This window comes from Segetibacter aerophilus, from assembly GCF_007991655.1.
Taxonomy (GTDB): domain Bacteria; phylum Bacteroidota; class Bacteroidia; order Chitinophagales; family Chitinophagaceae; genus Segetibacter; species Segetibacter aerophilus.
Window position 1 is genome coordinate 53,986 of record NZ_BJYT01000006.1, and the last position, 25,762, is coordinate 79,747.

The 25,762-nt window shown below is 40.4% G+C and carries 21 protein-coding genes; 4 read left to right on the top strand and 17 right to left on the bottom strand.

All coding sequences use genetic code 11. The annotated features are described in order from the left end of the window. Positions 1–120: 120 nt before the first annotated feature. The gene (locus SAE01_RS09050) at positions 121–1,533 is read right to left on the bottom strand and encodes an Ig-like domain-containing domain (protein WP_246113192.1); all 1,413 of its coding nucleotides are present in this window, start codon (positions 1,531–1,533) and stop codon (positions 121–123) included. 278 nt (positions 1,534–1,811) lie between these two features. Between SAE01_RS09050 and sucD the strand changes: the two genes are divergently transcribed. The 4 genes from sucD to SAE01_RS09070 all read left to right on the top strand — a co-directional run bounded on the left by sucD (position 1,812) and on the right by SAE01_RS09070 (position 5,612). Continuing rightward, positions 1,812–2,684, top strand: coding sequence for a succinate--CoA ligase subunit alpha (gene sucD, locus SAE01_RS09055; RefSeq protein WP_147203435.1), 873 nt, complete (start codon positions 1,812–1,814; stop codon positions 2,682–2,684). A 191-nt stretch (positions 2,685–2,875) separates the two neighbouring features. Next, positions 2,876–3,988, top strand: a complete 1,113-nt coding sequence (locus SAE01_RS09060) for an NAD(P)/FAD-dependent oxidoreductase (protein WP_147203436.1) — start codon at positions 2,876–2,878, stop codon at positions 3,986–3,988. A gap of 35 nt (positions 3,989–4,023) precedes the next feature. Continuing rightward, positions 4,024–4,407, top strand: coding sequence for a hypothetical protein (locus SAE01_RS09065; RefSeq protein WP_147203437.1), 384 nt, complete (start codon positions 4,024–4,026; stop codon positions 4,405–4,407). 230 nt (positions 4,408–4,637) lie between these two features. Continuing rightward, positions 4,638–5,612, top strand: a complete 975-nt coding sequence (locus SAE01_RS09070; RefSeq protein ID WP_147203438.1) for a deoxyhypusine synthase family protein — start codon at positions 4,638–4,640, stop codon at positions 5,610–5,612. Between the two features lie 188 nt (positions 5,613–5,800). Here the strand turns inward: SAE01_RS09070 and SAE01_RS09075 are convergent, their stop codons facing one another. From SAE01_RS09075 to SAE01_RS09150, 16 genes are all read right to left on the bottom strand, one after another. After that, positions 5,801–6,268, bottom strand: coding sequence for a hypothetical protein (locus SAE01_RS09075; RefSeq protein ID WP_147203439.1), 468 nt, complete (start codon positions 6,266–6,268; stop codon positions 5,801–5,803). 21 nt (positions 6,269–6,289) lie between these two features. Further along, on the bottom strand, positions 6,290–6,790 hold the full coding sequence (locus SAE01_RS09080) for a hypothetical protein (RefSeq protein WP_147203440.1): 501 nt from the start codon (positions 6,788–6,790) through the stop codon (positions 6,290–6,292). A gap of 284 nt (positions 6,791–7,074) precedes the next feature. Next, entirely contained in the window at positions 7,075–7,611 is a 537-nt protein-coding gene (locus SAE01_RS09085; protein ID WP_147203441.1) for a Uma2 family endonuclease, read from the bottom strand. A 166-nt stretch (positions 7,612–7,777) separates the two neighbouring features. Further along, positions 7,778–8,545, bottom strand: a complete 768-nt coding sequence (locus tag SAE01_RS09090; RefSeq protein ID WP_147203442.1) for a CPBP family intramembrane glutamic endopeptidase — start codon at positions 8,543–8,545, stop codon at positions 7,778–7,780. A gap of 3 nt (positions 8,546–8,548) precedes the next feature. Beyond that, on the bottom strand, positions 8,549–9,157 hold the full coding sequence (locus SAE01_RS09095; protein WP_147203443.1) for a zinc ribbon domain-containing protein: 609 nt from the start codon (positions 9,155–9,157) through the stop codon (positions 8,549–8,551). A gap of 65 nt (positions 9,158–9,222) precedes the next feature. Then, complete coding sequence (locus tag SAE01_RS09100) at positions 9,223–10,758, bottom strand: M28 family peptidase (RefSeq protein ID WP_147203444.1); 1,536 nt, start codon at positions 10,756–10,758, stop codon at positions 9,223–9,225. Positions 10,759–10,767: 9 nt separating this feature from the next. Then, positions 10,768–11,220, bottom strand: a complete 453-nt coding sequence (gene rpiB, locus SAE01_RS09105) for a ribose 5-phosphate isomerase B (RefSeq protein ID WP_147203445.1) — start codon at positions 11,218–11,220, stop codon at positions 10,768–10,770. Between the two features lie 45 nt (positions 11,221–11,265). Then, positions 11,266–12,123 carry a twin-arginine translocase subunit TatC gene (tatC, locus tag SAE01_RS09110; protein WP_147203446.1) on the bottom strand — a complete coding sequence of 286 codons (858 nt, stop codon included), beginning with the start codon at positions 12,121–12,123 and terminating at the stop codon, positions 11,266–11,268. 412 nt (positions 12,124–12,535) lie between these two features. After that, positions 12,536–13,690: a hybrid sensor histidine kinase/response regulator gene (locus SAE01_RS09115; RefSeq protein ID WP_147203447.1), complete on the bottom strand. Its 1,155-nt coding sequence runs from the start codon at positions 13,688–13,690 to the stop codon at positions 12,536–12,538. Positions 13,691–13,703: 13 nt separating this feature from the next. After that, positions 13,704–17,243 carry a PAS domain S-box protein gene (locus SAE01_RS09120; protein WP_147203448.1) on the bottom strand — a complete coding sequence of 1,180 codons (3,540 nt, stop codon included), beginning with the start codon at positions 17,241–17,243 and terminating at the stop codon, positions 13,704–13,706. Between the two features lie 90 nt (positions 17,244–17,333). After that, a complete protein-coding gene (locus tag SAE01_RS09125; RefSeq protein WP_174834611.1) occupies positions 17,334–18,593 on the bottom strand; it encodes a hemolysin family protein in 1,260 nt (419 codons plus the stop codon). A 326-nt stretch (positions 18,594–18,919) separates the two neighbouring features. Further along, on the bottom strand, positions 18,920–19,720 hold the full coding sequence (proC, locus tag SAE01_RS09130) for a pyrroline-5-carboxylate reductase (protein ID WP_147203449.1): 801 nt from the start codon (positions 19,718–19,720) through the stop codon (positions 18,920–18,922). A 105-nt stretch (positions 19,721–19,825) separates the two neighbouring features. Further along, positions 19,826–20,935: an ADP-glyceromanno-heptose 6-epimerase gene (locus tag SAE01_RS09135; protein WP_218029122.1), complete on the bottom strand. Its 1,110-nt coding sequence runs from the start codon at positions 20,933–20,935 to the stop codon at positions 19,826–19,828. 40 nt (positions 20,936–20,975) lie between these two features. Next, a complete protein-coding gene (purL, locus tag SAE01_RS09140; protein WP_147203450.1) occupies positions 20,976–23,279 on the bottom strand; it encodes a phosphoribosylformylglycinamidine synthase subunit PurL in 2,304 nt (767 codons plus the stop codon). 133 nt (positions 23,280–23,412) lie between these two features. Then, on the bottom strand, positions 23,413–25,389 hold the full coding sequence (locus SAE01_RS09145; protein WP_147203451.1) for a TonB family protein: 1,977 nt from the start codon (positions 25,387–25,389) through the stop codon (positions 23,413–23,415). Continuing rightward, positions 25,390–25,755 carry a BlaI/MecI/CopY family transcriptional regulator gene (locus tag SAE01_RS09150; protein ID WP_147203452.1) on the bottom strand — a complete coding sequence of 122 codons (366 nt, stop codon included), beginning with the start codon at positions 25,753–25,755 and terminating at the stop codon, positions 25,390–25,392. It abuts the gene before it with no gap. Positions 25,756–25,762 lie beyond the last annotated feature (7 nt).

The following is a 25,762-nucleotide window of genomic DNA, read 5'->3' on the forward strand; positions in this document are numbered from 1 at the left end:
GTTAAAATTGCTTTGCTGGAGAATTACGTTAATTATATTAAAACCTGCTCTTTATCGGTGGACTAAATCCTTTTTAAAAACAGAGATTAACACGGCTCTTTTTAGAACAGATAATACGCGTTATAGTGTAATCTCTGGCTGACTATCTGAGTTTGCCCTGATTGATAATTTTGTATTCACCATGATCACTATTTCCGGCTGTTCGTGCTTGCCGAAGAACTTGCCCGGGTCCCACTTGCCATTCTTATTGTTATCGTATAAGATCCGTATTTCGTACTCACCGGGTTCATAGAGTTTGCGCGACCATTCAGACGAAGTAAGAGCAACGGAGTCAACCACCTGGTCTGTCTTCACAATTTGTAACACTGGGTTTTTTGTAAGATCAAGGTTTTTAAAGCGCAATCTTACCGTACCATAATCTCCTGTTCTTTTTGTACTAAACCTGATTGTATCATTTTTCGTGAGTGTAGTGCCGGCTGAGTCGGCAAAAGCATCTTTACGAAGTATTAACCGGTAAGCAGTATTTTCAGGCCATTTATACAGAATGGTAAACTTCGTTCTACTCGTATCGCGACCAATTGAATAATTAGCTACAACATTAGAGTCCGGACCGAGCAGGGTAATTTTGGAACTATCAAAAGAGGTTATTTTTTTGTTGAAAGTAAGCACGAAGTTGTTTAGCAGGCTTTGCTTTCCATCCTCAAAATTTGTTTGAAACCTCAATAGTTTGTCTTCTTTTGCCTTTCCTGTAGCAGGTGCTGAACGTGACTTTACTGTACCGGTGTCAATCTTTTCGAGCTGGTAAGCGTACAGGGTAACAGGACTGTTATTAGAACTATTGATGGCAGCATCAGCAAAAGCAAATGGTTTAGTTGTGTCATCGTATCGTTTCGAATAATCGTTAGGAAGAGCGTACATGGCAAAAGTTCCCGCCGCTATATTTTTAAATTGAAAGTTACCCTTCCCGTCAAGTTTTGCTACATATCTTGGACGTTCTTTTACCACAGCACTATCATCCAGGTTTCTATGCAGCACGACGATTAAGGTCGTATCTATTTTTCCTGTCTGGGCCAATATCACTTTTCCTGAAATGGAGTTTGTATCTAACCTTGGCCCTGTTGAAAACAGGTAGGTGAAATTAGGCGCGACATTTCCTTCGTTGATGTCTCTTAAGGCGTTTCCGAAATTTATAGAGTAGGTGGTATTAGGTTCAAGCGTGTCTTTAATTCGAATGGTCACTGTTCTAAAACGGGCATTAATAATTGGCGGACTAACAGGATTTGGAGAGACGAGAACATTCTCATACGCATTTTGAATTTCAACAAATTCATCAAAGTTCAGTGTGATACGATTGCCGGTAAAGTTGGTCATCGAGTCTCGCGGAGTTGCCTCAACAAGAACAGGCGGAAGTGAGTCCATTGGCCCTCCACCTGGAGGTATCATGTTAGCGCAGCCCGGCAATCCCACTACTATAAAAGCCGATATGAAAAGAGCAAGTAAGTAAGCATATACAGGCGTAGTCTTTATCATCATAATTTTTGTTCGATGCAAACTTAGCTGCAATTCTTTGTTACGGTGTTGTATTTAAGTGATTTATATGATTTTTAGGAAATGTGCGAAAACAAAATTTGCAGAAGGCAGAACTGCATGAATGATCGCTCTACGGATAATTAGAGGTATTATTAAATTGCTTAAAAAAACATCTAAAGTGCTAGCATTGATAGCATTTGCTATCGAATTAATTTTATTTTGTTATTGTCGTTAAGTACTATTTTTGCCCTTCATTAAAAAAACTACATCAAACGTTTGCTATGAGTGTATTAGTAAATAAAAACTCCAAGGTAATTGTACAGGGTTTTACCGGTACAGAAGGAACTTTTCATGCTACTCAGATGATCGAATACGGTACTAATGTAGTTGGTGGAGTTACTCCCGGCAAAGGCGGATCAACCCATTTAGATAAGCCGGTATTTAATACCGTAGCAGACGCTGTAGAGAAAACAGGCGCTGATGTAAGTATCATTTTTGTTCCGCCGGCATTCGCTGCCGATGCTATTATGGAGTCTGCTGACGCAGGTATATCCCTTGTTGTTTGTATCACCGAAGGAATTCCTGTTCAGGATATGGTGAAGGTTAAGAATTATTTACAAACTAAAACTACCCGCCTGATTGGTCCAAACTGCCCCGGTGTAATTACCGCCGATGAAGCCAAAGTAGGTATTATGCCAGGTTTCATTTTTAAGCCAGGCAAGATAGGAATTGTATCTAAATCAGGTACGCTAACATACGAAGCTGCAGACCAGGCAGTCAAAGCGGGGTTGGGAATTTCGACCGCGATAGGTATAGGTGGTGACCCAATCATTGGTACTACGACAAAAGAAGCAGTGGAACTTTTAATGAATGATCCTGAAACCGAGGGTATCATTATGATCGGAGAAATCGGTGGCGGAATGGAAGCTGAAGCCGCAAGATGGATAAAGGAAAACGGAACCAAGCCTGTGGTTGGATTTATTGCAGGTCAAACCGCACCTCCGGGTCGTCGTATGGGACACGCCGGTGCCATTATCGGTGGTGCTGATGATACAGCTGCTGCTAAGATGAAAATTCTTGCAGAGTGCGGAGTGAGCGTGGTAGACAGTCCTGCAGACATCGGAAAAACGATGGCTGAAGCATTAAAGAAATAAATTGATATAAAACTGAAAAGGCCCTGCATACAAAATATGCGGGCCTTTTTAATTTGAAGCTTTGCAGGGTTCCGCAGCCTTTTTTTGGACCAATGCAGACTGCTACTATTTTACATCGTTGCGTCGCACGTTTCAGCGTTTTTTCTACTATTTACCCAAATAGCCATAATCATAGTTAACCCGAAGAATCAATGGACGACCTAACTCCCAACGCCAACTTCAAAAGCCCTGACCCAACAGGTGGTGAAATTGATTTTCTAATTATCGGCCACGGAATTTGCGGTACATTTTTAAGTTATTACTTGCTCGAAGCAGGTAAGCGTGTTTTAGTAATTGATGATAACAGACCTTTCTCAGCAAGCAAAGTTGCAAGCGGTGTTATCAACCCGGTTACAGGAAGACGCATTGTACGAACGTGGATGATTGAAGAATTGCTTCCTTTTGCGTTACGCGAGTATGGCGCTTTGGGCAAGCAACTAGGGGTACGTCTGGTGAAAGAATGCAGCGTGCTCGATTTTCATCCAAGCCTCCAAATGAAGGATGCGTTTGAAAAAAGATTGGAAGAAGAAACGGAATACTTGCATCAACGGGCTGAAGCAGACTGGCGAGAAATTTTTAATTTTCATTTCGGGGTGGGAGAGATCAGTCCCTGCCTGCTGATTGACATTAATACATTGCTGTGCGTTTGGCGACAGCAGTTGCAGAAGAAACACGTGTTAGTGGAAGAAACGTTTTTGCCAGAACACCTTACCGTCACGGACAATAGCATTACCTACAAAAATTTTACAGCCGATAAGATTATTTTTTGCGACGGTGTGAACGGGATTGATAATACTTTCTTTCGAAATCTTCCTTATTCGCCTAATAAAGGGGAAGCCATTATTGCCCAAATACCTAATCTCGATACAAACTTTATTTATAAACAAGGTCTAAGTATTGTTCCCTGGAAAGATGATCTTTTTTGGATCGGTTCTACCTACGAATGGAATTTTACTGACGCTTTACCTACCGCAATTTTTAAAGACAGGGTAAAGAATTTTCTAACCTATTTTTTAAAAACACCTTTTGAAATTGTTGATCATATAGCATCTGTAAGGCCTGCAAATATGGAGAGGCGTCCTTTTGTTGGTCTTCATCCTACACATTCAACAGTGGGTATCCTAAATGGAATGGGAACAAAAGGATGCTCGCTTGCTCCGTTTTTTGCAAAGCAGCTTGCCGATTTATTGGCTGGCGGAAAACCGATTGCTCCCGAGGCTGATGTAAAGCGGTTTGAAAAGATTTTAGCCAGGAAAATGAATTAGTCCGCAATACCTATTTTTGATTCAAATACATGCAAATGTCCAATTCCCAGGAGACCTACTCAATCCCATCCAAGTTTAGAAGAATCGAAAACCTTCACATCGTTTTTTGGTTATTAAAAGATCTTAGCTGGGCCATGCTTTGGAAACCTATGGGTTTAATTATGATCATTCCCACAATAGGCGCCGCATTATTAATTACATGGCAAACACGGGCAATAAAAAGCGAGTTGCTGCACAACCTTGCAGTAGACTTTTGGATAATAGCCAACGCATATTGGATGCTTACAGAATTTTATTCTAAAAATGACAGCCTTCGCTTTTACACCATTATCCCGTTTTCCATTGGCCTTATCATCATTGCCTACTACTATATATTCATAAAGCCGAAGGAGAAAAAGGTAACGGAGTTAGCAAATTGATTGCAACAAGGCTTGGGAGAATCTCCAACAACTGCTACGCTTCGATAAAATGCTCTATAAAGATTTGCCGTTGAAGGGAGTGACACAACAATGCAACATAGCAGTACTGAAGTGGGTAAAACTATACCTTCTTACTTGTCAAAACCCCCGATCAAAAGACGAGTGTTTTTTAATTTATTAACCTGCTATTATGTTTCTAAGTTTTACTTTTGCCGCCCAAATAATTTAATATGAATAAAGGTCCTGTTTCACAATTTATACAGCATCATTACCGTCACTTCAATGCTGCTGCTTTGGTTGATGCAGCTAAAGGTTACGAGACTCATTTGCTCGAAGGCGGCAAGATGATGGTAACGCTGGCTGGTGCTATGAGTACTGCAGAACTTGGTATCTCGCTGGCTCAAATGATACGGGAAGATAAGATCCAGATTATTAGTTGCACAGGTGCTAACCTGGAGGAAGACGTAATGAACCTTGTGGCGCATACCCATTATAAAAGAGTTCCTAACTACCGCGAATTAAGCCCGAAGGAGGAATGGGAACTGCTTGAAAACGGGTATAACCGCGTGACTGATACCTGCATTCCCGAGGAGGAAGCATTCAGGCGCATCCAAAAGCATATCCATAAAATTTGGAAAGATGCAGAAGACAAAGGCGAACGATATTTTCCGCACGAGTATATGTACAAATTGTTGCTTAGCGGCGTAATGAAAGAGCATTATGAAATACCGGTAGAGCATAGCTGGATGATTGCCGCGGCCGAAAAAAATCTCCCCATTATCGTTCCGGGATGGGAAGACAGCACGATGGGAAACATCTTTGCCAGCTACGTTGTGAAAGGCGAGCTGAAGGCAAGCACAATGAAAAGCGGTATTGAATACATGGTTTGGTTAAGCGACTGGTATCGTCATAATAGCGCTGGTAAAGGGATTGGATTTTTTCAAATTGGTGGTGGTATTGCTGGAGACTTTCCGATTTGCGTTGTGCCGATGTTGTACCAGGATCTTGAAATGCACGAGGTGCCTTTTTGGAGTTATTTCTGCCAGATCAGCGATAGTACAACCAGCTATGGAAGCTATAGCGGAGCTGTTCCAAATGAAAAGATTACCTGGGGTAAGCTGGACATCCATACGCCTAAATTCATTGTAGAAAGTGATGCTACAATTGTAGCTCCCTTGATCTTCGCTTACATTTTGGGATTGTAGTTTTTGTTACCGGCGAATGGTCTTAATTGATCATGGTTGCGACGCTCCGTTCGAGATTAGTTATTCTATAATACATTTTAAAACCCTCTTTCATCGGAGGGTTTTAGTTTTTTGCAATTAGGAATTTAAGGGCTACTGTAAGTTTGGAAAAAGCCTGCAGAATTCAATTAACAGCAAGATAATTTCTGTCAATTTGTTGCAGTTCTATTAAGCGTATAGCTAAAATCTCTGTTTCCTACCATCAGGTTTTTCTGAGGGTCTAAAAAAAAGAAAACGTTGTCGTTTGCTTTCAGAAAAAATACAGCACCGCGGCCAGCAGGGTTTAACTGGTAAACAAGCGCTTCAGGATTTGCCGCGGTTCCTACTGTTGCATGCCACTTGCCCTTCAATACATCTGCACCCTTAAATACAAATCCCTCTAATTGAAATGTGCCCTCGTCATTTTTTGCCGGGCCTTTGTAGAGCTTTAACCTCCATTTTATTTTTATGCATTCGGGCGTTGTTGTTTGGTTAAACTGTTTTGCCAATTCCTGGCAAGGTGTTCTTCCGTCAAAAACTCCAACAAGATCACTTGCCTTTTCTGCTGTCTGGGCTGTGCAATTGTTTATGTAAAAAAAGGAGCTAAATAGTAAGAAGGGTAGAATGAAGTTTTTCATAGCAATTCATTTTTTAATGACTCATTTTTCAATCCTGTTTACGGCATAACTAAAACCTGCGTTACCTGTTATAAAATCATGATTGTTATCAGCAAAATGAAGCACATTATTATCCATCTGAATTAATAAAAGTTCCGGCTTCAGATGGTTGCCGCTAAAATGATACAATCTGTGTTTTTCGTTCGGCTTAGTCTCACCAACGATTTTGTAAGTTCCGGAGATTTCGATTTTCTTTCCGCCGCCCTTAAACCCATTTGTATTCGGTTGAGACTCGCCGTACAGAGCTGATAATTGAAAGTGACCGGAAGGGTTATCTAATAGTCTTATTTCCCACTTGATAAACTCACAGGTTTCAACGGAGGGTATTTCTAATGAAGCTTTAATAAATGAGTCGCAGGGAGTACTTCCTACAAAAACTCCTGCCGTAATTGCCGATGTTGTGCCGGTGGTGTTTTGTGGATGGGCCTTCATTACCAGAATACAAGTAAGAACTATGGCAAGGAAAATCTTAATTGTCATCATGAGCTTCTGAATTTAAAATTATAACCTGGAGAAAAAATTCGACAATTACAAAGACCGGTGCAACCAGCAAATAGAATTTTAAGTGAATTGAAAAATGAAAGCTATTTGCCGTTTACTAAATATAATCATTAAAGGGGAAATATGGGATACAGGAACTGCTATAATAGAAGCTGTAAAAGACGGGATGCCCTAAAATGACTATCTAGAAAATTGCAGGGATTGGTTTTAAAGATGTCTTCGCATTACATACATAGAACACATCTTTTTAAGGTCGTTTTTAATTTTTACCAAATTTCCTTAAATAAGATTTTCGCAGTACAGCCCGTTTCAAAAGAGAAGTCATAGCTAAGATCTCTTCCTGATTGCTTTAGTTGGTAGATTCCATTTTCTATAGCGTAAACTTCCACCTCTTCCTCGTCGGGGTTGACAATCAAATAGTATTTTATCTGTTGTTGTTCGTATATGGCAAACTTGCTGTGCCTGTCCTTTAAAGCAGTAGATGGAGACAAAATTTCGACAACTAAGTCCGGGGGGAAATCAAGATATTTTTTATTGATTTCAGCATAAACAATTAGCAAATCGGGTTGTACAATAATATCTTCCGCAACCTTGTAATCTAATGGCTGAACCACCTTACAGGCTTTGCATTTTTTTAATTCGTTGCCGAATTCTATTGTAAGGTTACTCGCTATTATCTGGTGTTTTGGTACTGGCATCGGGCTCATGGCGTAGGGGATGCCATCGATCAACTCCCATTGACCTTTCCAATTGAGCCAATCCTCGTAAGTGTAATGGGGTAATATTTTAACTGCGCTTGCCATTTCTTGTATCAAATTTAAATCATCCGATTTGGTAATAGCTAAAATTATTCCTGTTCACTTTTCTTATTGAGGATTTGTAAAAAAGGAGATAAAAGCTTTAAAGTACAAGTGTGCGACGCAACGGCTGCTCGATGAAAAACCTTCAGAACGGCTACTAAAAATAACTTCAAAATAATTCGCCCTGCCTGTATAAGTCGAACATGCAGGCAGTAAGATTGAACACGAAATGAAAGATAACGCCATACCAAAGGGTATTATACTTGCGGCGCAAATTGCCAATAAAAAAGGCAAAAGGGATCAGCCAGATAAGCGACATCAGGTTGAGGTGCATAATGGCAAATAGAAAGGCTGTAAGCGCTACGACAAGGCGCTCGTTTAAAAAGTTAGAACAGTAGTTATACATGACACCTCTAAAAGTCAGCTCCTCAAAAAGAGCGGGCATAAGGGCAATTGAATAAACCATCACGAGCGTGGGATAATTGTACAACCTATAAGCCTGGTAGTAGCTGATGTCGGTATGAAAAAAAGTAACATTCAACTCTCTTACACTAATAGTAACAAGTAAAGAGCCCACTGCGGCAATCAAGATCACCCCAGAAAGGATATACCAGTTGAAGTTGTTGAACCTGAGAATGGGTTTTATCATCGGCCAATTAAGCCACGTAAACCTTAACGTAATAGCAGCGAGTACTAACTCAACCCAAAAAAGCTCATCGTAGTTGTTGAACCAGGAGCTGTGTTTTATTAAAAGACAGATAAAGAGGTAAATAAAGTAGAAAGTAAAAACCCTTCTTAAATCTGAGTTATTAAATATGTTGATCGTGACTGCCTCCGCACCCAGGTAGTTGCCGCAGTTGTGACAGTACCGTTGCTCCTCGAGGACCACAATGTCGCACTCTTGGCAAGTTGGAGTTATGGTATATTCTTCTGTCACTGACTACAATTTAAATTCTTCTTCTAAAATATCTGCATGAAATGCTCCCTTAACTCCCCTTAACAAAAAATGAATTAATATGATCTGTACGATCAACAGGTAAACGCCTGCTGCCGTAGTGAAGGACGACGATAGTTCTGCCCAGGTATTTATGGCAGCAAACGTCAACATGATAATCAGGCTGATTAGTAATGCTGTAAAAGGTTTTTGTAGAGACCATCGTCCCAACCCTGCATAAATGAATCCTAAAACAACCATCACAAAGCCAGTCATTGCTTTGTGTTTTATTTCTGAAAACATGTAAAAAATGCCAAGCATACTAAAGGCTGCAAGTACATACAAGGCATTGCGGGCATGTTCGATCTTGTTTGTACATACTCTTTGAAGCTCTTTTCGCTTTTGTAACCGAAAGTGATATATGGTCAACCTGTCCTGATTGCGGTAAATGGGGTAACCGCAATTTGTACAAAAATTATATTCTTTACGGTTGATGAAACTGCAATTGCTACAGGTTAGGGGGTGATCATTTATCTGCGTTCTTACCGGCAACAGCCTACTCTTTTGTATAGCCGCCGAAGCATTGAAGGCAGAAGAGATATTGGTCAATTGCATGTATTGCAACTTAAGAAATAATCTACATAAAAAAAGCCTCCCGAAAGGAGGCTTCACAAAAGTTTCTATAATCTTTGGAGCGGAATATTTCTTTTAACCATGTCATTTCGATTAGCCATTTCCCAGGCAGTATAAAAGACGAGTTTTACCCTTTTCGCCATCAGATCGAAGTTTATCTTATCCACCGTGTCGGTAGGTCTGTGGTAATCAGCATGTGTTCCATTAAAGTAAAAAATAACCGGAACGCCGCTTTTGGCGAAGTTGTAATGGTCTGAGCGGTAATAATAGCGATTAGGATCTTTTAGATCATTGAACCTTCTGTCGAGCTGCATCTTCACATATGCGGTATTGACTGAGTCTGTGATAGGGGCAAGGTCAGAACTCAATTTGTCGTCACCTATAATATAAACGTAGTTCAAGGAGTCGCCCTTATAATTAGGATCAATGCGACCAACCATATCTATGTTTAAATCTACAGACACTTTATTTAAAGGAAAGACAGGATTTTCGCTATAAAACTCAGAACCTAACAACCCTTTTTCTTCCCCGGAAACTGTCATAAAAACAATACTTCTCCTTGGGCCATGGCCTTCATTTTTTGCTTTTGCAAAAGCTTCGGCTATTTCAATCACGCTGGTAGTTCCGGAGCCATCGTCATCGGCGCCATAAAAAATATCTTTACCGCGCGTGCCAAGGTGGTCGTAGTGTCCGGTAATAAGAACATATTCGTCAGCTTTATCAGTTCCGGGCAAAACCCCTATCACGTTACTGCTTTGCAGCAAAAGGGTTCTTTTATTGGTGACAAACTGGGCATCAGCACTATACGAACCGACAGGAATGTTTTTGATGCTCTGTAATAGTTGTGCGGGATTTAATCCAAGTAGCTGGTGTGCAAGGTTGCTTGATATAGTTATTATCGGTACAGTAGCTGCAGTAGGCTTTTTCAAATACATTGCCCCTTTAGTTTCCAATGCTCTTTTAGGAAAATCAGAAGACATTATAAAAACCCCTTTAGCGCCAAGTTTAACCGCCTGTTCCACTTTCGCCCGTGATGAGTAAGGGCTTCTTCTGTCGAAGACTGGTGAAGGCGATGCAGGAGTTCCTTCAAAAATAAGCACCCATTTTCCTTTAACATCCAGGCTCTGGTAGTCGTTGCGGGCAGAGTCTACAATACCATACGATGCGAAGATTATTTCTTTAATATCAAAAGTTCCGTTAGGAGCAGAAACAATGTTTAGTGAGAAAGAAGAATCAACCCTTTGGTTCTTTCCGCCAACTTTTAGGCTTGCTTCCAACAAGGTATCCTGGTAGATTGGATATTGCATCTGAAATCCTGTTGCAGTTCCAGGTTGCAGACCAAGTTTACTGAAATGGCTCTCGATGTAAGCAGCCGCTTTTCTTTGACCTGGTGATGCAGTTTCCCTGCCTTCCATTTCGCGGCTGGCAAGTACAGATAACTTTTCCTTCAACTCTATTGCTGTAATAGTTTGCGCATAATTATTTGCATAATTAATAGGTTGCTTTTGTCCTTTCTGACCAATAGCGTTAAAGCCTGCCATTAATAGAGCCGTACCGAAAACCGGTAATAATAATTTCTTCATGATTTTTTACTATCTCAATATTTTATTTATTCTTTCCTGGTGTCTTCCCCCGTCGAAAGGTGTATTTAAAAATGTATCAACTATGTCTATTGCGGTTTGCAGGCTTATAAAGCGTGCAGGAAGGCATAACACGTTTGCATTATTATGTTTTCTTGTAAGTTCTGCAACGTCTTTCTGCCAACACAAGCCAGCTCTCACTCCTTTGTGTTTATTCGCTGTAATTGCCACGCCATTTGCGCTTCCGCAAATTAAAATGCCACAGGCTGCCTCATCGTTTTCAACACTAGTTGCCGTGGGATGTGCAAAGTCAGGATAATCAACAGAGTCCGCGGAGTAAGTACCAAAGTCAGAAACCTGGAAACCCGATTTATTCAAATGTGCAACAACTGCTGTTTTATATTCAAACCCTGCGTGGTCTGCTCCTATAGCAATTGGTTTAGAACGATCAAATTGAAAACTCATGATATTTTTTGAAAAAATAACTCGCGCTAAATTACACCACATCGACTAACTCCAGTCCTCATTGTCGTGCTTTATCATTTCTTTGTATGCTCTCTTAGAGACCACAATACTTAGCTGGTAAAGCAAAAAAAGCGGCACAAAAACCAGCATCTGACTAGACCAGTCGGGGCTAGGAGTAATAACGGCTGCTACCACCAAAATAACAACTATCGCATATTTTCTCGACGATGCAAGTATCTGCGGCGTTACAAGCCCAATTTTCGTAAGCACATACGCAAGTACAGGTAACTCGAATGCAAGACCGCAACCAATTATGATATTGACCAAATTGTCAAGATAATCGTTTAAAGTAGGCTTGGTTTCTAACAGGTGCGTGGTGCCAAGACTATAGTTCGAAAGAAAGTTAAAAGTAAAAGGACCGAGTAAGAAATAGCCAAAGGCGGCACCGGTAAAAAAGAAGAACGAAACAAAAAATATGCTGCCCCTCGTGCTCTTAAGTTCTGAAGGTTTTAGTGCGGGCTTTATAAATCGCCAGAACTCCCAAAAAATATAAGGAAATGCAGCAATAAAACCCCCAACAAAGGCGATGGTAATGCTGCTCATAAACTGGCTGCTAAATTCAATAGCCTGCAATTTCACGTTAATAGCAGGCATACAAAGCGTATCTCCTAAATGAATAAAATGACTAAACCGACACAATAAAATATAACTAATAAAATCGTTTTGGAGTGGTCCGGCGATTACCCGTTCGAACACCCAATCCATTTTAATGAATATAAAAATGCCAAAAACTACTACAGCAAGCAGGGAACGAACAATATGCCACCGTAGTGCTTCGAGGTGGTCAACAAAAGTCATTTCTTCTCCTTCGGGTCCGGTTCTGTTTAATAAACTTAAGGCCATTGATAATTTAAATGCGATTTTTTAGAATGCGGCAAAGGTAACTGTAAAGACCAATAATGAAGTTAATATTCATTTAATCGACAACAGGTTTTGCAAATTATATACTGGTTATTAATGCGTTTAGTTTTTTGTTTCCGACTATAAATTCTTTGGGCAACATAGTTGCGTCGCACACTTGTGCTTAAGAATAATTAGAAGCTTGAGTTGGCCATAGCTTTAGATGAATTTGCGGCTTTTTCCTATTAACCGCAAAAGTTCAATTGTAATGAAAAAGTTCAAGAGTGCCACGCAACAATGCGGCATGTAGATCTGGAGTCGGTATCAAAAAAAGTAAGAAAAGCAATACTGCCGGTAACTATAGCTACAAAAAAAGCCGCTACTAGGCGGCTACAACTATTTCGTTTTAAGATAACTATTCGAAAGCGACAGCTGCGAGGTTTGAAACATTTAATGCCTGGTTTTCTGCAGACAATAAATTCACTTCCACCTGCGTACCTTCTCCCTCTGAAGTAATAATCTTTAGATCGCCGTTATTTAATTCGGTCAATCGTTTCACCAGGAACAAGCCTATTCCAAGGCCCTGTTGTTCGAACCTTTTGCGGTTGAATTGTTTAAAGGGAGCAATATCAGCGAGGCTTAAAAGCTCGAACCCTCTTCCGCTGTCTTTTACTTCCAATCGATACTCTTCGCCGTTAAGCGCGCCTGTTACATAAACTTTTTCTCCGCGTTTTGAAAACTTGAGCGCGTTGTCCACCAGTTCTAGTATAATTCTTTGCAGGTATTCGCCACCCATTCTAACTTCGGCAACTTCAAGATCGATTATTATGTCGCCTGCGCGGTTGTAAATTTCTTTTGACATGGTTTGCAATTCGGTCTTAACCTTTTGCACCCAATTTGTTTTTGCTATGCCTTCAGTAAACATGCTGATTAATTCCGGGTACACTTCCGCCCTCCTGATTTCTTCGAACAGCATCAGATTCGCCAGCGAATGATTTAAACGAAGCCCGGACTTTAATATCGAAGTAAGCAACTCCTGAACCTGCTGCTCATTGAATGAGTCTCTTGCATTCAACATCAGGTTCAACCCACCCAAAATTCCGTGAAGAGGAGTATTGAACTCATGATAATAGGTAGCAAACACGGTTGTATCCAGGTCGTGTTTTACTTTGGCGTATTCGCCGATAATTTTCTGCTGCCTTTTGAGTCGTGACTCAATGGCTTTTAGCAATTCTTTGTAAGTAAAGGGCTTCGTAAGATAATCGTCGGCACCCAAGTCCATTCCTTGCCTGATGTCATTCTTATCAACCCTGGCAGTCAAAAATATAAATGGAGTATTTTGAATCACCGAAGTTTTTCTAACGTACTCTAAAACTTTATAGCCATCCATTTTAGGCATCATCACATCGCAAACAATCAGGTGCGGTTTAAAATCAATCGCGTCTAGTACTCCTTGCTTGCCATTTGCTGACACCCTTACCAGGTATCCTTTAGCCTCGAGCAGCTCCTGTATGTTTTCGCGAATGTTTATTTCGTCTTCAATAACCTGTATTCTTGTTTGCTGCTCCATGTAATAATTTTGTTTATGCTATAGGTAGTATAACGCTAACAGTCGTGCCTTTATTTAATTTGCTGTTAAGAAATATTTCTCCGCCATGTATTTCAATAAATTCTTTTACGATCGATAGCCCTAAACCCGTTCCGTCAATTTCACTCGTATTCGTAGCACGATAAAACGGTTGAAATAGATTCTTTATATCCTCCTCAGGTATTCCTACGCCAGTGTCTTTTATATTTATAATGACCCTATTGGGTTCATAGATTAAGTCCAGATAAATATTTCCCTCGCTTGAGTATTTATAGGCATTGCTGATAATATTTTCGATTGCATGACTTACCAGCTTTTCATCAAAACTTACTGGTACTTCAACGCCTGTAATTGATAGCAGTATTTGCCTTTCGGGCAAATACGAGGCGTTGTATTTATTGTCGATAATGGCAGTGCAAAAATCAACAAGGCTTCTTTCTTCCGGGTTGTAGGGAGTACGAACAGCGTTTGCCCGTCCCAGGACCAACACGTCATTCATGAGGTTTTCTAACCTGCTGACTTCTTCCTGTATTTTTTTGAATTGGTTTTGAAACTTTGCCTGTTTTGCCTCGGGCAAATCTTCGAGATACATGTCCATAATCTCGACCCCGGATTGAATAACAGTTAGCGGAGTTCTGAACTGGTGCGAGGCAGTTGAAACAAACTTTTCACGCAACTCGTTTAGCTCTCTTTCTTTTGCAAGTGAATTTTCAAGTTCGCTTAATAGCTTTTCTCTTTCCGTAACGTCGCGACTAGCAGATTGTAAACCTACCAGCACGTCCGCTTTAAAAAGTGGTTTAAGCCAGACTTCAAGCACTTTTTCTTCGCCGCTTTTTGTTATTATGTTACTTAGAAACTTTCTCTCCTTCTTTTCTTCAATTGCCTTAGCAGGCTCAGTCACAGACAATGCAGAAGCATCGCTCGATGAATAAATGTCCTGCGGTCGCTTACCCATTAACTCTGACGGCTCGTATCCTAAAATCTGTTTGCACGAAGGAGAAATATATAAAAATTCGGTTTGTAGATTATGGATGCCAATGATATCATTACTGTTTTCAGAAAGGAGACGGTATTGTTCCTCGCTTTCGCGCAATTTGTTTTCACTAGTTACCTGGTCGGTTACGTCGCGGGTGGAGGAAATGATAGATGAAATTTCGCCTTTCGAATCAATCACCGGTTTAGCATACGTTTCAACCCATTTGAAGGTATCGTCTTTGGAAAGCATCCTGTACCTGAATTGTGTTTCCTTTTTATAAAGCACAATAGGTTGAACACAATCATTCAAGGTTTTTAACAAGTCATCAGGATGAACAAGATCAAAGCCGCCCATTCCTAATACTTCACCAGGTTCGTAACCGAGAATATTTTTTATGGATGGAGATGCGTAAGTGAAATTCCAGTCAACATCGTGTATCGAAATAAAATCGCTCAAATTCTCAGAGATAAAACGGAATTTTCTTTCGGTCTCCATCAACGATTGCTCTGCATTTTCAATGTTGGTGTAGTCGCTTTTGACGATGTATAATTTATCTGCGTCACCATTATTGTCTTTGCCGACAACGAGCTTTTCAAGCACCATTTTTCTTTCGCCGGTACTTGTTTGTATCCGGTAAAAAATTTCTCCTTTTGATTTATTTAATATGATTTGTTCGACTTCTTTTTCAACACCGGGCAAGTCTTCTTTATGTATGCGCTCCAGCCAAAACCTGGTATTATTAAAATACAATTGCTTATCGCAGTGATATAAATTTTCAATGTTATCACTTACGAAATCATATTTGCCAGTCTTAATATTGAAGATGGCGTATACGTCGTCAATGTTATTTAGCAGGTGAGTCAACTGGGTTGAAATAAGGGAGATGTTTTCTTCATACTTCAGCCTTTCGCGAACGTCGCGAAGAACACAAAGGAGGTAACGCGAATTTTTGAAGTAGAAGATAGAAGTTGAAAATTCGAAAGGAATACGTTCTGTATTTGTCTTATTGGTGAAAGTGATTTGTTGGTTCTTTACCTGCAACTCACTCTGCACTGCCAGCCGCATCAGTTCATGAAACTGTTGGCGCTGTTCGTCATTCCAGGATTTGTACGATTTGTCGATCCATTCTTCGGGCTTGTAACCAAGAATTCCAACGGCATCATTTACCGAGGCAATAATGTTTTTTTCAAGGTTAAGGGTTAGAATAATTTCCTTGCTGTTATTGAGAATTGTATTAATTCGTTCATTGCTATCCTGCAGGAAAAGAGAGTCGTTATAGGAGCTATTGATATTTTCAATTGTTCCAAAAACTCCGTCGATAGTATTGTTATAATCAAAAGTTGTTTTTGCAAGTATACGCACCCAAACATTTTCGTTCGCTGCATTTACCAATTGCATTCGAAGATCAATGTTGGTCTTTCTTCCAGCAAGCAAACTCCCAAACTCCTCCCAGAACAATTGCACATGTTCATCATGTAGATATTCTATAAAGGCCTTACCAATACTTTGCTCAGGTTTGTAGCCTAATATTTCTTTCCATGCAGGGCTGGCAAAGGAAAGCGTTGCATTTTTGTTTAAAGTAAAAACGACCTGCCCAAGACTTTGTACCAAAAACTGGTACTGCTCGCGCTGGCGCGAAAACTCGTGCTCAACTTCTTTTGTGTCCGAAATATCAACAGAAGTTCCGGTTAGAAAAACAGGGTCTCCGTATATGTTTCGCTTAAGGTGATACCTGCTGTGCATCCAGAAGTACTCGCCCGTTTTTTCGTTATAAATTCTAAACACATCCTCATTAACCGATGCGTCTTTTTCCTCGAAAAACTGTTTAAACTTCTGTGACACCCTCTCCTTGTCATCCTCGTGAGTAGAGGTAAGCACCCAATCGATAAAGTTGTTACTCAGGCTTCTTCTTTTTAAGCTTTCAATAAAAATAGAAGAGCCGGCAATCTTAGTAGTTTCATTAACGAGGTCTACTTCCCAGATAATTTCATTTAGTGTAGAAAGAGTAGTATTAATTACTTCATTGCTCTGCTGAATTTCTTGCTTGATCCTTTTGCTTTCGATAGCGGAGCCAATGGCTGAAGCAAGGGACTGCAGTTGTATCTCACTACTGTGCCATGTTCGGTTATTTTTCGCATCGCCAAAACCAATGCATCCCCAAAAGCGGGTACCTCTAAAAACCGGCATCAGCAAAAGCGACCGAACGTTAGATGCTCTCAGCCATTCATGCAACTTCTGTGAAACGCGGTTGTTTCTCGAAACTTTGTAACAGAGGTTGTTGTGCAAGATGTCAAGTATTTCGGGGAAATCATTGATGTGTAAGATGGAGTTGTTTGAGTCGCCCAGGTTTTCTGCCATGCGTTCGCTACTGAAAATAGCAAGGTTAGCGGCCTTATTTCCATCCTCGGAAATATAACAGCAATCGATGTCAAGGGAATTTGCAAGCCAGTCTACTATTTTCTGGAGCGCGTCGTTGAGGTCATTGTTTACAATGATTTCATTGAGACATTTTGCAATTGTGTAGATAGGTTTTTCCAACGAGTCCGTATATGCTGTCATATGGTATCAGTGACTGCATTTTTTTTTTGCAGCTCTCGCGCCGGCGGCACTGCCAATTGAACGAACTTTAGGGGAGTTTAGTATAGTATGCTACCGCAGTACTTTCATTTTGACCATTTCTATCCTGGTATCGCTTACGCTTAGGATTTCAAATTCAAACCGGTCAATTATAATCCTTTCCTTATTACGGGGAATCGCTTCGTGGTTAGAGATGATGAACCCTGACAGTGTTTCGGATTCTGACACCGAAACGTCGAGGTCATACTTTTCATTTAAATAATCAATTTCGAGGCGCCCGCTGAAAATATATTCATCTTCGCCCACCTCTTTTTCTACAAATTCTTCCACATCATACTCATCTTTTATTTCGCCGAAAATTTCTTCGAGCACATCTTCCATCGTTACGATGCCTGCTGTACCGCCAAACTCATCTACCACCCAGGCAATACTTTTTCGTTCTTTTGTGAATTTGTTAATCAGATCCGTTGCACTCATACTCTCAGGAACTGCGGGTATCGGTAGTAGTATAGATTGAAGGTCTGCAGGGTTTTTAAAAAGATCCAGCTGGTGAATATAGCCGAGAATATTATCGATGTTATCGTTATAAATCACCAGTTTACTAAGCCGTGTATCGATCATATGTTGCCGCGCCTCTGCAACGCTTGTTTTTATATCAAAGCCTTCTACCTCAGTTCTTGGTACAAGGCACTGCCTGATCTTAACCATTGGTAAAGACAAGGCATTTTCGAAAAGCTCCGTATTTAGTTCCTGGTTTTCTTCGTCCTGGTCTTTATTCTGCTGGTAGAAGTGTTCGAGGTCGCCTTTTCCGAATGCTTCATTTCTATCATGCACTCTTACGTTAAAAACATATTTTAAAATCCATTCTGCAATGGTGACGAGGATAGAGGCAACCGGGAAAAAAATCCCGTAAAAAAACTTCGCTACCGGCGCAAAGAAGCTAAGCAAGGCATCGTTTCTTGCCCGAAAAATTGCTTTAGGAATAAATTCGCCGAAGAACAGGACTAGCAGGGTAGAAAGGACAGTATCGACAACAAGAATTACATAACTGTTAGTAATATGAAAATAGTCCCACAGGGGGCGAAGCAGGCTGCTTACGAGCAAACCATAAATAACTAGGAAGAAGTTGATACCAATCAGGCAAGTGCCGATAAATCTTGCAGGCTCTTCCATGAACCGAGATAAAATAATTCCACTGAGTTTGCCTTGTTTCTTTTTTAGTTCAATGCTTAACTTATTGGCCGTAACAAAGGCTATTTCCATTCCTGCAAAAAAGCCTATGAAAATGATGGTAATGACAATGAGAAAAACAGTCAAATAAATGTTGTCCATATATTGAATTTACAGGAAACGGCTAGCAAAACGTTTGAAGCTGTAATAAAAAATATAGTGTTTCCGGTTCCAGCTATACCCTCCTAAATGTTTAAAGTTAGAAGAGTTTTATTTATTGCAATATAAGGAAGAAGATTTTTTGAGCCGGGCGGGGTAGCTACATCCATCTGTTGTTGCGTCGCACACTTGTACTTTCAATCTTTTAGCGGCAATAATACAATTTGAGGAAAGATGAACATAATACTTCAGTTGAACGGAGCGTCGCAACAAATGCTGCTAATAGTTTATCCGTTAGTTTTAACATTTTTCGACCTGTTTTGCCTGAACTACATATCTGTAGTAATCTTCTTATAACTCGCCGTTAACCCTTTTATTAGAGATGAACTAAAGCCCTGGTGTTCCATCTCATTCAGGCCTGCAATCGTACAGCCTTTAGGCGTAGTTACTTTATCTATTTCCTGCTCGGGATGCGAGTTATTTCTTAGCAGTAATTCAGCGGCACCCTTTACTGTTTGAGCGGCAATCAGTGAAGCGACGGAGGCACTAAAGCCAATCTCGATTCCGCCTTGAATGTTCGCCCGGATGTAGCGCATGGCATAGGCAGTACCGCAGGCGCCGAGCACCGTCGCAGCGTCCATAAGCTTTTCATCAATGGTGATGGTTTTTCCCATTTGATCAAAAGTCTGCTCGAGGTACCTGATCTGTTCGGGAGTACCGTTTTGATTGCAGAGGCAAGTCATGCTTTCACTGATTGCAATAGCGGTATTGGGCATGGCCCGAAAAACAGGCAATTGCTTTTCAATAATCGAATAGATATCTTTTATATAAATACCTGTTACCACGGACACCAGCACATGCCTGCTTTCATCGAGTGTAGCTTTTATGCTGAGCAAAACTTCTTGCACCTGGAAAGGTTTTACCGCAATAATTATTATATCACCAAAAGCGGCGGCTTCATTGTTATCGTTGCTGATATTTACACCCCTTTCTTTAAGTGGTTGCAAGGTGTGAACATTGCGTTTGGTAATCATGACATTTGCAGGAGAGATGAACCCGTTTTTAATTAGTCCTTCTGCTATTGCAGTGCCTAAATTGCCTCCGCCAATAATGGAAATTTTATTACTCATGCACAAAATTTTATGGGATGGTTACTCATTCAAGTTGCAATATCAGGAAAAGATTTTTTAGGGAGGCAAAGAAAACCAAGATGGATAAAGCCGGGAGAGTTGGGCCTAATAAATTTTATTCTTAGCCAAATAGTTCCTCACGTAATCATCTACACCTTCTTCAAGAGAATAAAAATCATTTTGATAACCTGCTTGTCTCAACTTGTGCATGGTCGCTTCGGTGTAATACTGGTATTTATCGCGGATGTCTTCGGGCATGTCGATGTACTGGATATTTGGTGAAAGGTCTAAACCGGCAAAAGTTGCTTTTACCAAATCATCAAAAGTTCGGGCATGGCCGGTGCCAAGATTGTAAATGCCAGATGACAGATCATGATTGACAGTTGAAGAATGCTTGCGCTCATCTGTCATCTGTGAGCTGGCAACCGCCAACTTGCATTCCCTCATCATCCAGCCAATTACTTTCACTACATCTTTTACATAAATGAAATCACGAAGTTGTTTTCCATTTTCAAAACCTTCCTTATGGCTTTTAAACAGTTTTACAAATCCCTCTTTTTTTATTTGATTGTATGCATGGAAAATTACGCTTGCCATACGGCCTTTATGATATTCGTTGGGCCCGTACACGTTAAAGAATTTCAGCCCTGCCCAAAAAGGAGGCGTGCTTTCCTGCTGCAGCGCCCATTTATCAAATTCATTTTTGCTAATGCCATAAGGGTTTAAGGGATGCAGATCCTCTAACTCTTTGTTATCGTCGTAGCCCGATTCGCCTGCACCATAAGTAGCTGCGGACGAAGCATAAATTAAAGGAATTTGCTTTTCGGTGCAGTAATTCCAAACCTGTTGAGAATATTCGACATTCAATTCCTGGTGAATAGCGTAATCAAACTCTGTAGTATCAGTTCTCGCGCCTAAGTGGATAACGAAATCAATGGAAGGATTGTGCAGTTCGAGCCAATTGAATAAATTGTAGCGTTCAACAATCGCCTCAAACCTTTTGTCTTCCCAATTTCTTCTCTTTTCCTCTACCCCAAAGTCGTCCACCAAAACCAGCTTTTCATAGCCTTGCTCGTTCAGATACTGAACCATACAACTACCAATAAACCCAGCCGCGCCGGTAACGACAATACTCCCTTTCATGCTTTCATCATCCAACTCCTCTAACTCTAAAGGGGAGCTAAGAAGCTCTTCCATATTTTTTTTATCGATCATTTTTTACTTTAAAGCTTTCTTCTCCCTTTATTGCTGAAGCCTATATTCCTTTTACTTCTCCTTTTAAAGTAATGCCTTGCTTTACAGCCTCCTCTTTTGAAGATTTCGGTTCGCTGCTTTCGCCTCCTTTTTCGACAGAGGTTAACTTTTTTTCAATTGCTGTATCATACAACTCCTTCCAATCATCAATGTGTCCCCAATATTCGCCTTCCATGTCGATGTTGTTTTCAGTGACAATACCTAAATACTCATAAGCAACATTGAGGGATTTCAACTGAGTCAAAAGCTCTTCCGCATTCTTAAGTGTGCAACTAACAACTACCCGGCTTTGCGCTTCACCAAACCAATAAGCATCCTTGCGGATGGTTGTTGCACTTTGCTGAACATCGAAACCTAAACGACGAGGAAAACCGCATTCAAGAAGCGTTGTTATCAAACCGCCCTCACTTATGTCATGCGCACTCTGCAATAATTTTTTCTTGATTAACTGCCTTACAGCTTGCTGTACTTCAAATTCTTCTTCAATATTAAAGTGCGGTGCGGGCGAATATTCTACTCCCTTTAGTTTATGTAAATACTCGGAGCAATTGATATCGTTTCGACTTTCACCAATCAGGTAGATCACGTCGCCTTGTTGCTTGAAGTCCATCGTCATCTTATCTTCAAGATCATCAATCACGCCGACCATTCCGATGGTAGGAGTAGGGTAGACTGCACCATCAGGATTTTGATTATAGAAACTTACGTTTCCACCGGTAACAGGTGTGTCAAAGCGGGTACAAGCTTCACCCATTCCCTTCACTGCATAAACAAACTGGTAATAGACTTCAGGATCAAACGGATTACCAAAGTTGAGACAGTTGGTTACACCTATTGGCTCGGCACCTGAACAAACAATGTTGCGAGCTGCTTCCGCTACGGCAATCATTCCCCCCTTGTAAGGATCGGCGAAGACGTATCGGCTGTTACAATCAACCGTCATTGCCAATGCTTTTCCGGTGCCTTTTGCTAATACAACAGATGCATCGCTAGGCGAATTAGTGCTAAGGTTAGCGGCACCTACCATGCTGTCATACTGGGTAGAAATCCATCTTTTGCTGGCAATATTTGGAATTTGAATAAGTTTTTTGGCAACAGACTTTAGATCTTCAGATAGAGTAATGCTGCCAGGGTCAAAAGCTTTTATTTTCTCAAAATATGCCGGCTCTTTGTATTCACGATCGTTTTGAGGAGCACCTCCGCCAAGCACCAGGCTCTCTGCATTTATTGAAGCCTCTAACTGTCCATTCATATAAAACTGCAGCAGGCCGTTATCAGTAACTCTTCCTATTTGCTCGCATGGAAGATCCCATTTTTCGAATATTTTCAACACGCTTTCTTCCTTGCCTTTCTGTATAACTATCAGCATTCTTTCCTGGCTCTCACTTAGCAACAGCTCCCATGCCTTCATATTCTTTTGACGGGTAGGAACGCGGCTTAGATCTATTTCCATACCCACGCCGCCCTTTGCACTCATCTCTGCGGTTGAGCAGATGATACCCGCCGCACCCATGTCCTGCATACCCACAACAGCACCTGTTTTAATTATTTCGAGGCAGGCCTCTAATAATTTCTTCTCCTGGAAAGGATCGCCCACTTGAACTGCTGGTAGTTCTTCCACGCTTTCGGCTGTAATGTCTGCACTGGCAAAGGATGCTCCGCCCATTCCATCTTTGCCCGTCGCACTTCCAACAATAAACACAGGATTATCCAAACCTTCGGCAGTAGCGCTAATTGTTTCACCGTTTCTGACGATGCCAACGCTCATTGCATTTACTAGAGGATTGGTGTGATATCGCTCTTCAAAATAAACTTCTCCTCCAACTGTTGGTACACCAAAACAGTTACCATAATGACCGATACCATGTACAACGCCTGCAACCAGGTGTTGTGTTTTTGCTTCGTTGAGGTTTCCAAATCTTAAACTATTTAAAGATGCAATTGGTCTTGCACCCATTGTAAAAATATCGCGATGTATTCCACCAACTCCCGTTGCTGCACCCTGGAAGGGTTCGATAGCACTCGGGTGATTATGACTTTCAATTTTAAAAACAACACCAAAGCCATTTCCAATATCCATTAAGCCTGCATTTTCTTCACCGGCTTTCACCAACATTCTCTTACCGTCTCTTGGAAGTGTTTTTAACCATTTAATAGAATTTTTATAACTGCAATGTTCACTCCACATTACGCTGTAAGCGCAGAGTTCTGTAAAGTTGGGAGTGCGTCCCATCACTTTTTTTATAAGTTCAAATTCTTCGTCTGTCAGGCGAAGTTGACGTGCTGTCTGTACGTTTATTTCCATAGCTGTGCGAAGGTAAGAAAGTGGGGCAAGCAGGCAAGAGTAGATTTTTTTGAAAAGAAAAAGCCCTTTCAAAAGGAATTTGAAAGGGCTTTGTTTATTAACTAGGGAGGGCATTTTGTATCTACCTCCGGCTTCATTCCGAAACTCTAAAAGTAATTGTTTGTCGTACTGTAGAAGCTACAAACGAACCGTTCTTTTTTGCCGGCACCCACTTTGGACCTTTTTTTATCAATTTTATCGCTTCGTCCTCTGTTCCATACCCATTCTTCGAGGTTGAGTGAATGTTAGAAATGCTGCCATTGCTGTCTACATCAAATTCTAACACTACGGAGTAGTCTCCGTGGGGTGCACCATTTTTCTTGGGAATATTTGCGTCTAAATTTCTTTCAAGATATCTTCTCCATGCATCGGCTCCACCCGGGAACTGCGCTTCAGCCTCGCTCTGGTTTGATACATCCTGGTTGCCTAGTTTGAAATAAATTTCTTGAATTACTTGAAATGTGACTTTTCTTCCATTTTGAATTGCAGGAGTCCATGGAGATGAGCTTTTAATCAAACGTATTGCTTCTTCTTCAAGGCCGTTTCCCAAAGAGCTTACAGCCTTAAAATTGGTCAAATTACCTTCTTGATCTACGATGAATTTTATAATAGCCTTACCTTCTTTTTTCTTAGCTATGGCATTAGATGGATAGCGAAGATTTGCTTTTACATATTCTGCAAAAGGCACTTCGCCTTTATAAGCCGGTGGATTTTCAACTTTGGTAAATACTTTATCAAATTTGTTCTGCTCTTCCTGGTATGTTTCTGTGATCTCACCGCCCTGCACTTTAATGTCGCTTTGCTCGGCTTGCACACCCGATCTTATTTCAACAGCACCATGCTTTCCTTTTTCTCCATACTTCTTGAAGCCATTTTCGGCATTTAAGATTGTTATTTCCCTGATGTTTTCCGGCTTTATTATTTTTTCCAATTCTTCTTCACGTATAGACTTGCCATCAAGCACAATTAGCGCTTCATGTAGTTTTTCAGTTGCTAAAAACACCTTCGAACCTTCAACTGTAACTGCTTTATTCCCCGAATTGTTTAAGGTAATATTGCTAAAGGATACTGTTTTTCCTTTCTTTTTAGTTGTGTCCTCTACTCCAATATTTGTTTTTTCTTCCAACACTTTGTTAGCTGGTTCAATCGTTATTCTGTTTCCTGAAACCATCTCGTTTCCATCTGAATTGCTTTTTCCTTTCTTTAAGGTAAAAGCAAAAAGGACGCAGGTAAACATTAATAATGGCAGGATAGCAATTCGGCGCACATAAGTAAAGCTTGTTTTTTTAGATGAGGTAAGCATAAGTAATCTTCGTTTAACAGGTGAATAAAAAAATGAATTCGCAAGCGGAAATGAATATTGGGGATAAGCGCTTTTTAAAAGCATTGCAGCAAAAGATGCTGTATCTCCCTGTGCTACTGTTTTTTTGTCGGCGATAAATTCGTGTATCATGTTTAGCTCTTTGCGAATAAGCCAAATAAAGGGATTATACCATCCAACAATAAGTACAATGCTTAGGAATATTTTGTCTACTGTATGCGCTTCGCGAACATGAGTTAACTCATGCTTCAGTATTTGTTCGCCCTGGCTAGAATGCAAATCAATTTCAGTATTCCAGAAAATGTTTTTAAAAAATGAAAAAGGTGTGCCTTTAACATTGGTAAAAACAAAATTTATATCCTTCCATTTGCTTGAAGGGTTTTTAAGGATAAGCATCCTGATTTTTACAATAGCTCGTACAAAGCGTATTAAGAATAGTACCGAGACAAAGGCACAAACAAATAATATTGCACCGTTCCAGGTCCATGTATAATTGCTTTTTTCTTCAACAAACCTGTTACCATTGGCTACAACAGATAACAGCGTTATCACCTGCGGCTTACTCGTCGCCCCTTCCCAAAAATTAATTTTCAGCAATGGTATTATCCACGATAATAAGATCGACGAGAGCAAATAGAACCGGTTGTATAAATGAAACTTTTTGTTACGCAATGCAAGCAGGTAATAGCCGAATAATATGCCGCTGCATAACATTACTTTCAACAGGTACCAGGCAATGGTTAGCATCATTTACTTTTTTTGTTTTTTAATTTGTTTCAACAGTAATTCAAGGTCTTCGACACTTAATTTGTTCTTATCGACCATAAAAGAAACAGCATCGCTAAATGAACCGTCAAAGTATCCTTCTACTAAAGTTTTAATCGAGCTGCTGGTGTATTCGTCCTTTGCCACTAAAGCTGAATATTGGTTTTGGCGGCCGAATGTTTCTATACCTACAAATTTTTTATCTACCAGTATTTTCAAAATGGTAGCTACTGTGTTGGAGTGCGGCTTTGGATCTGGTAGTGCATCTATGATTTCTTTGAGAAAACCTTTTTCAATTTTCCATAGCGCCTGCATAATCTGTTCTTCCGCCTTTGTTAAACTCTTCTTCATTTATAAC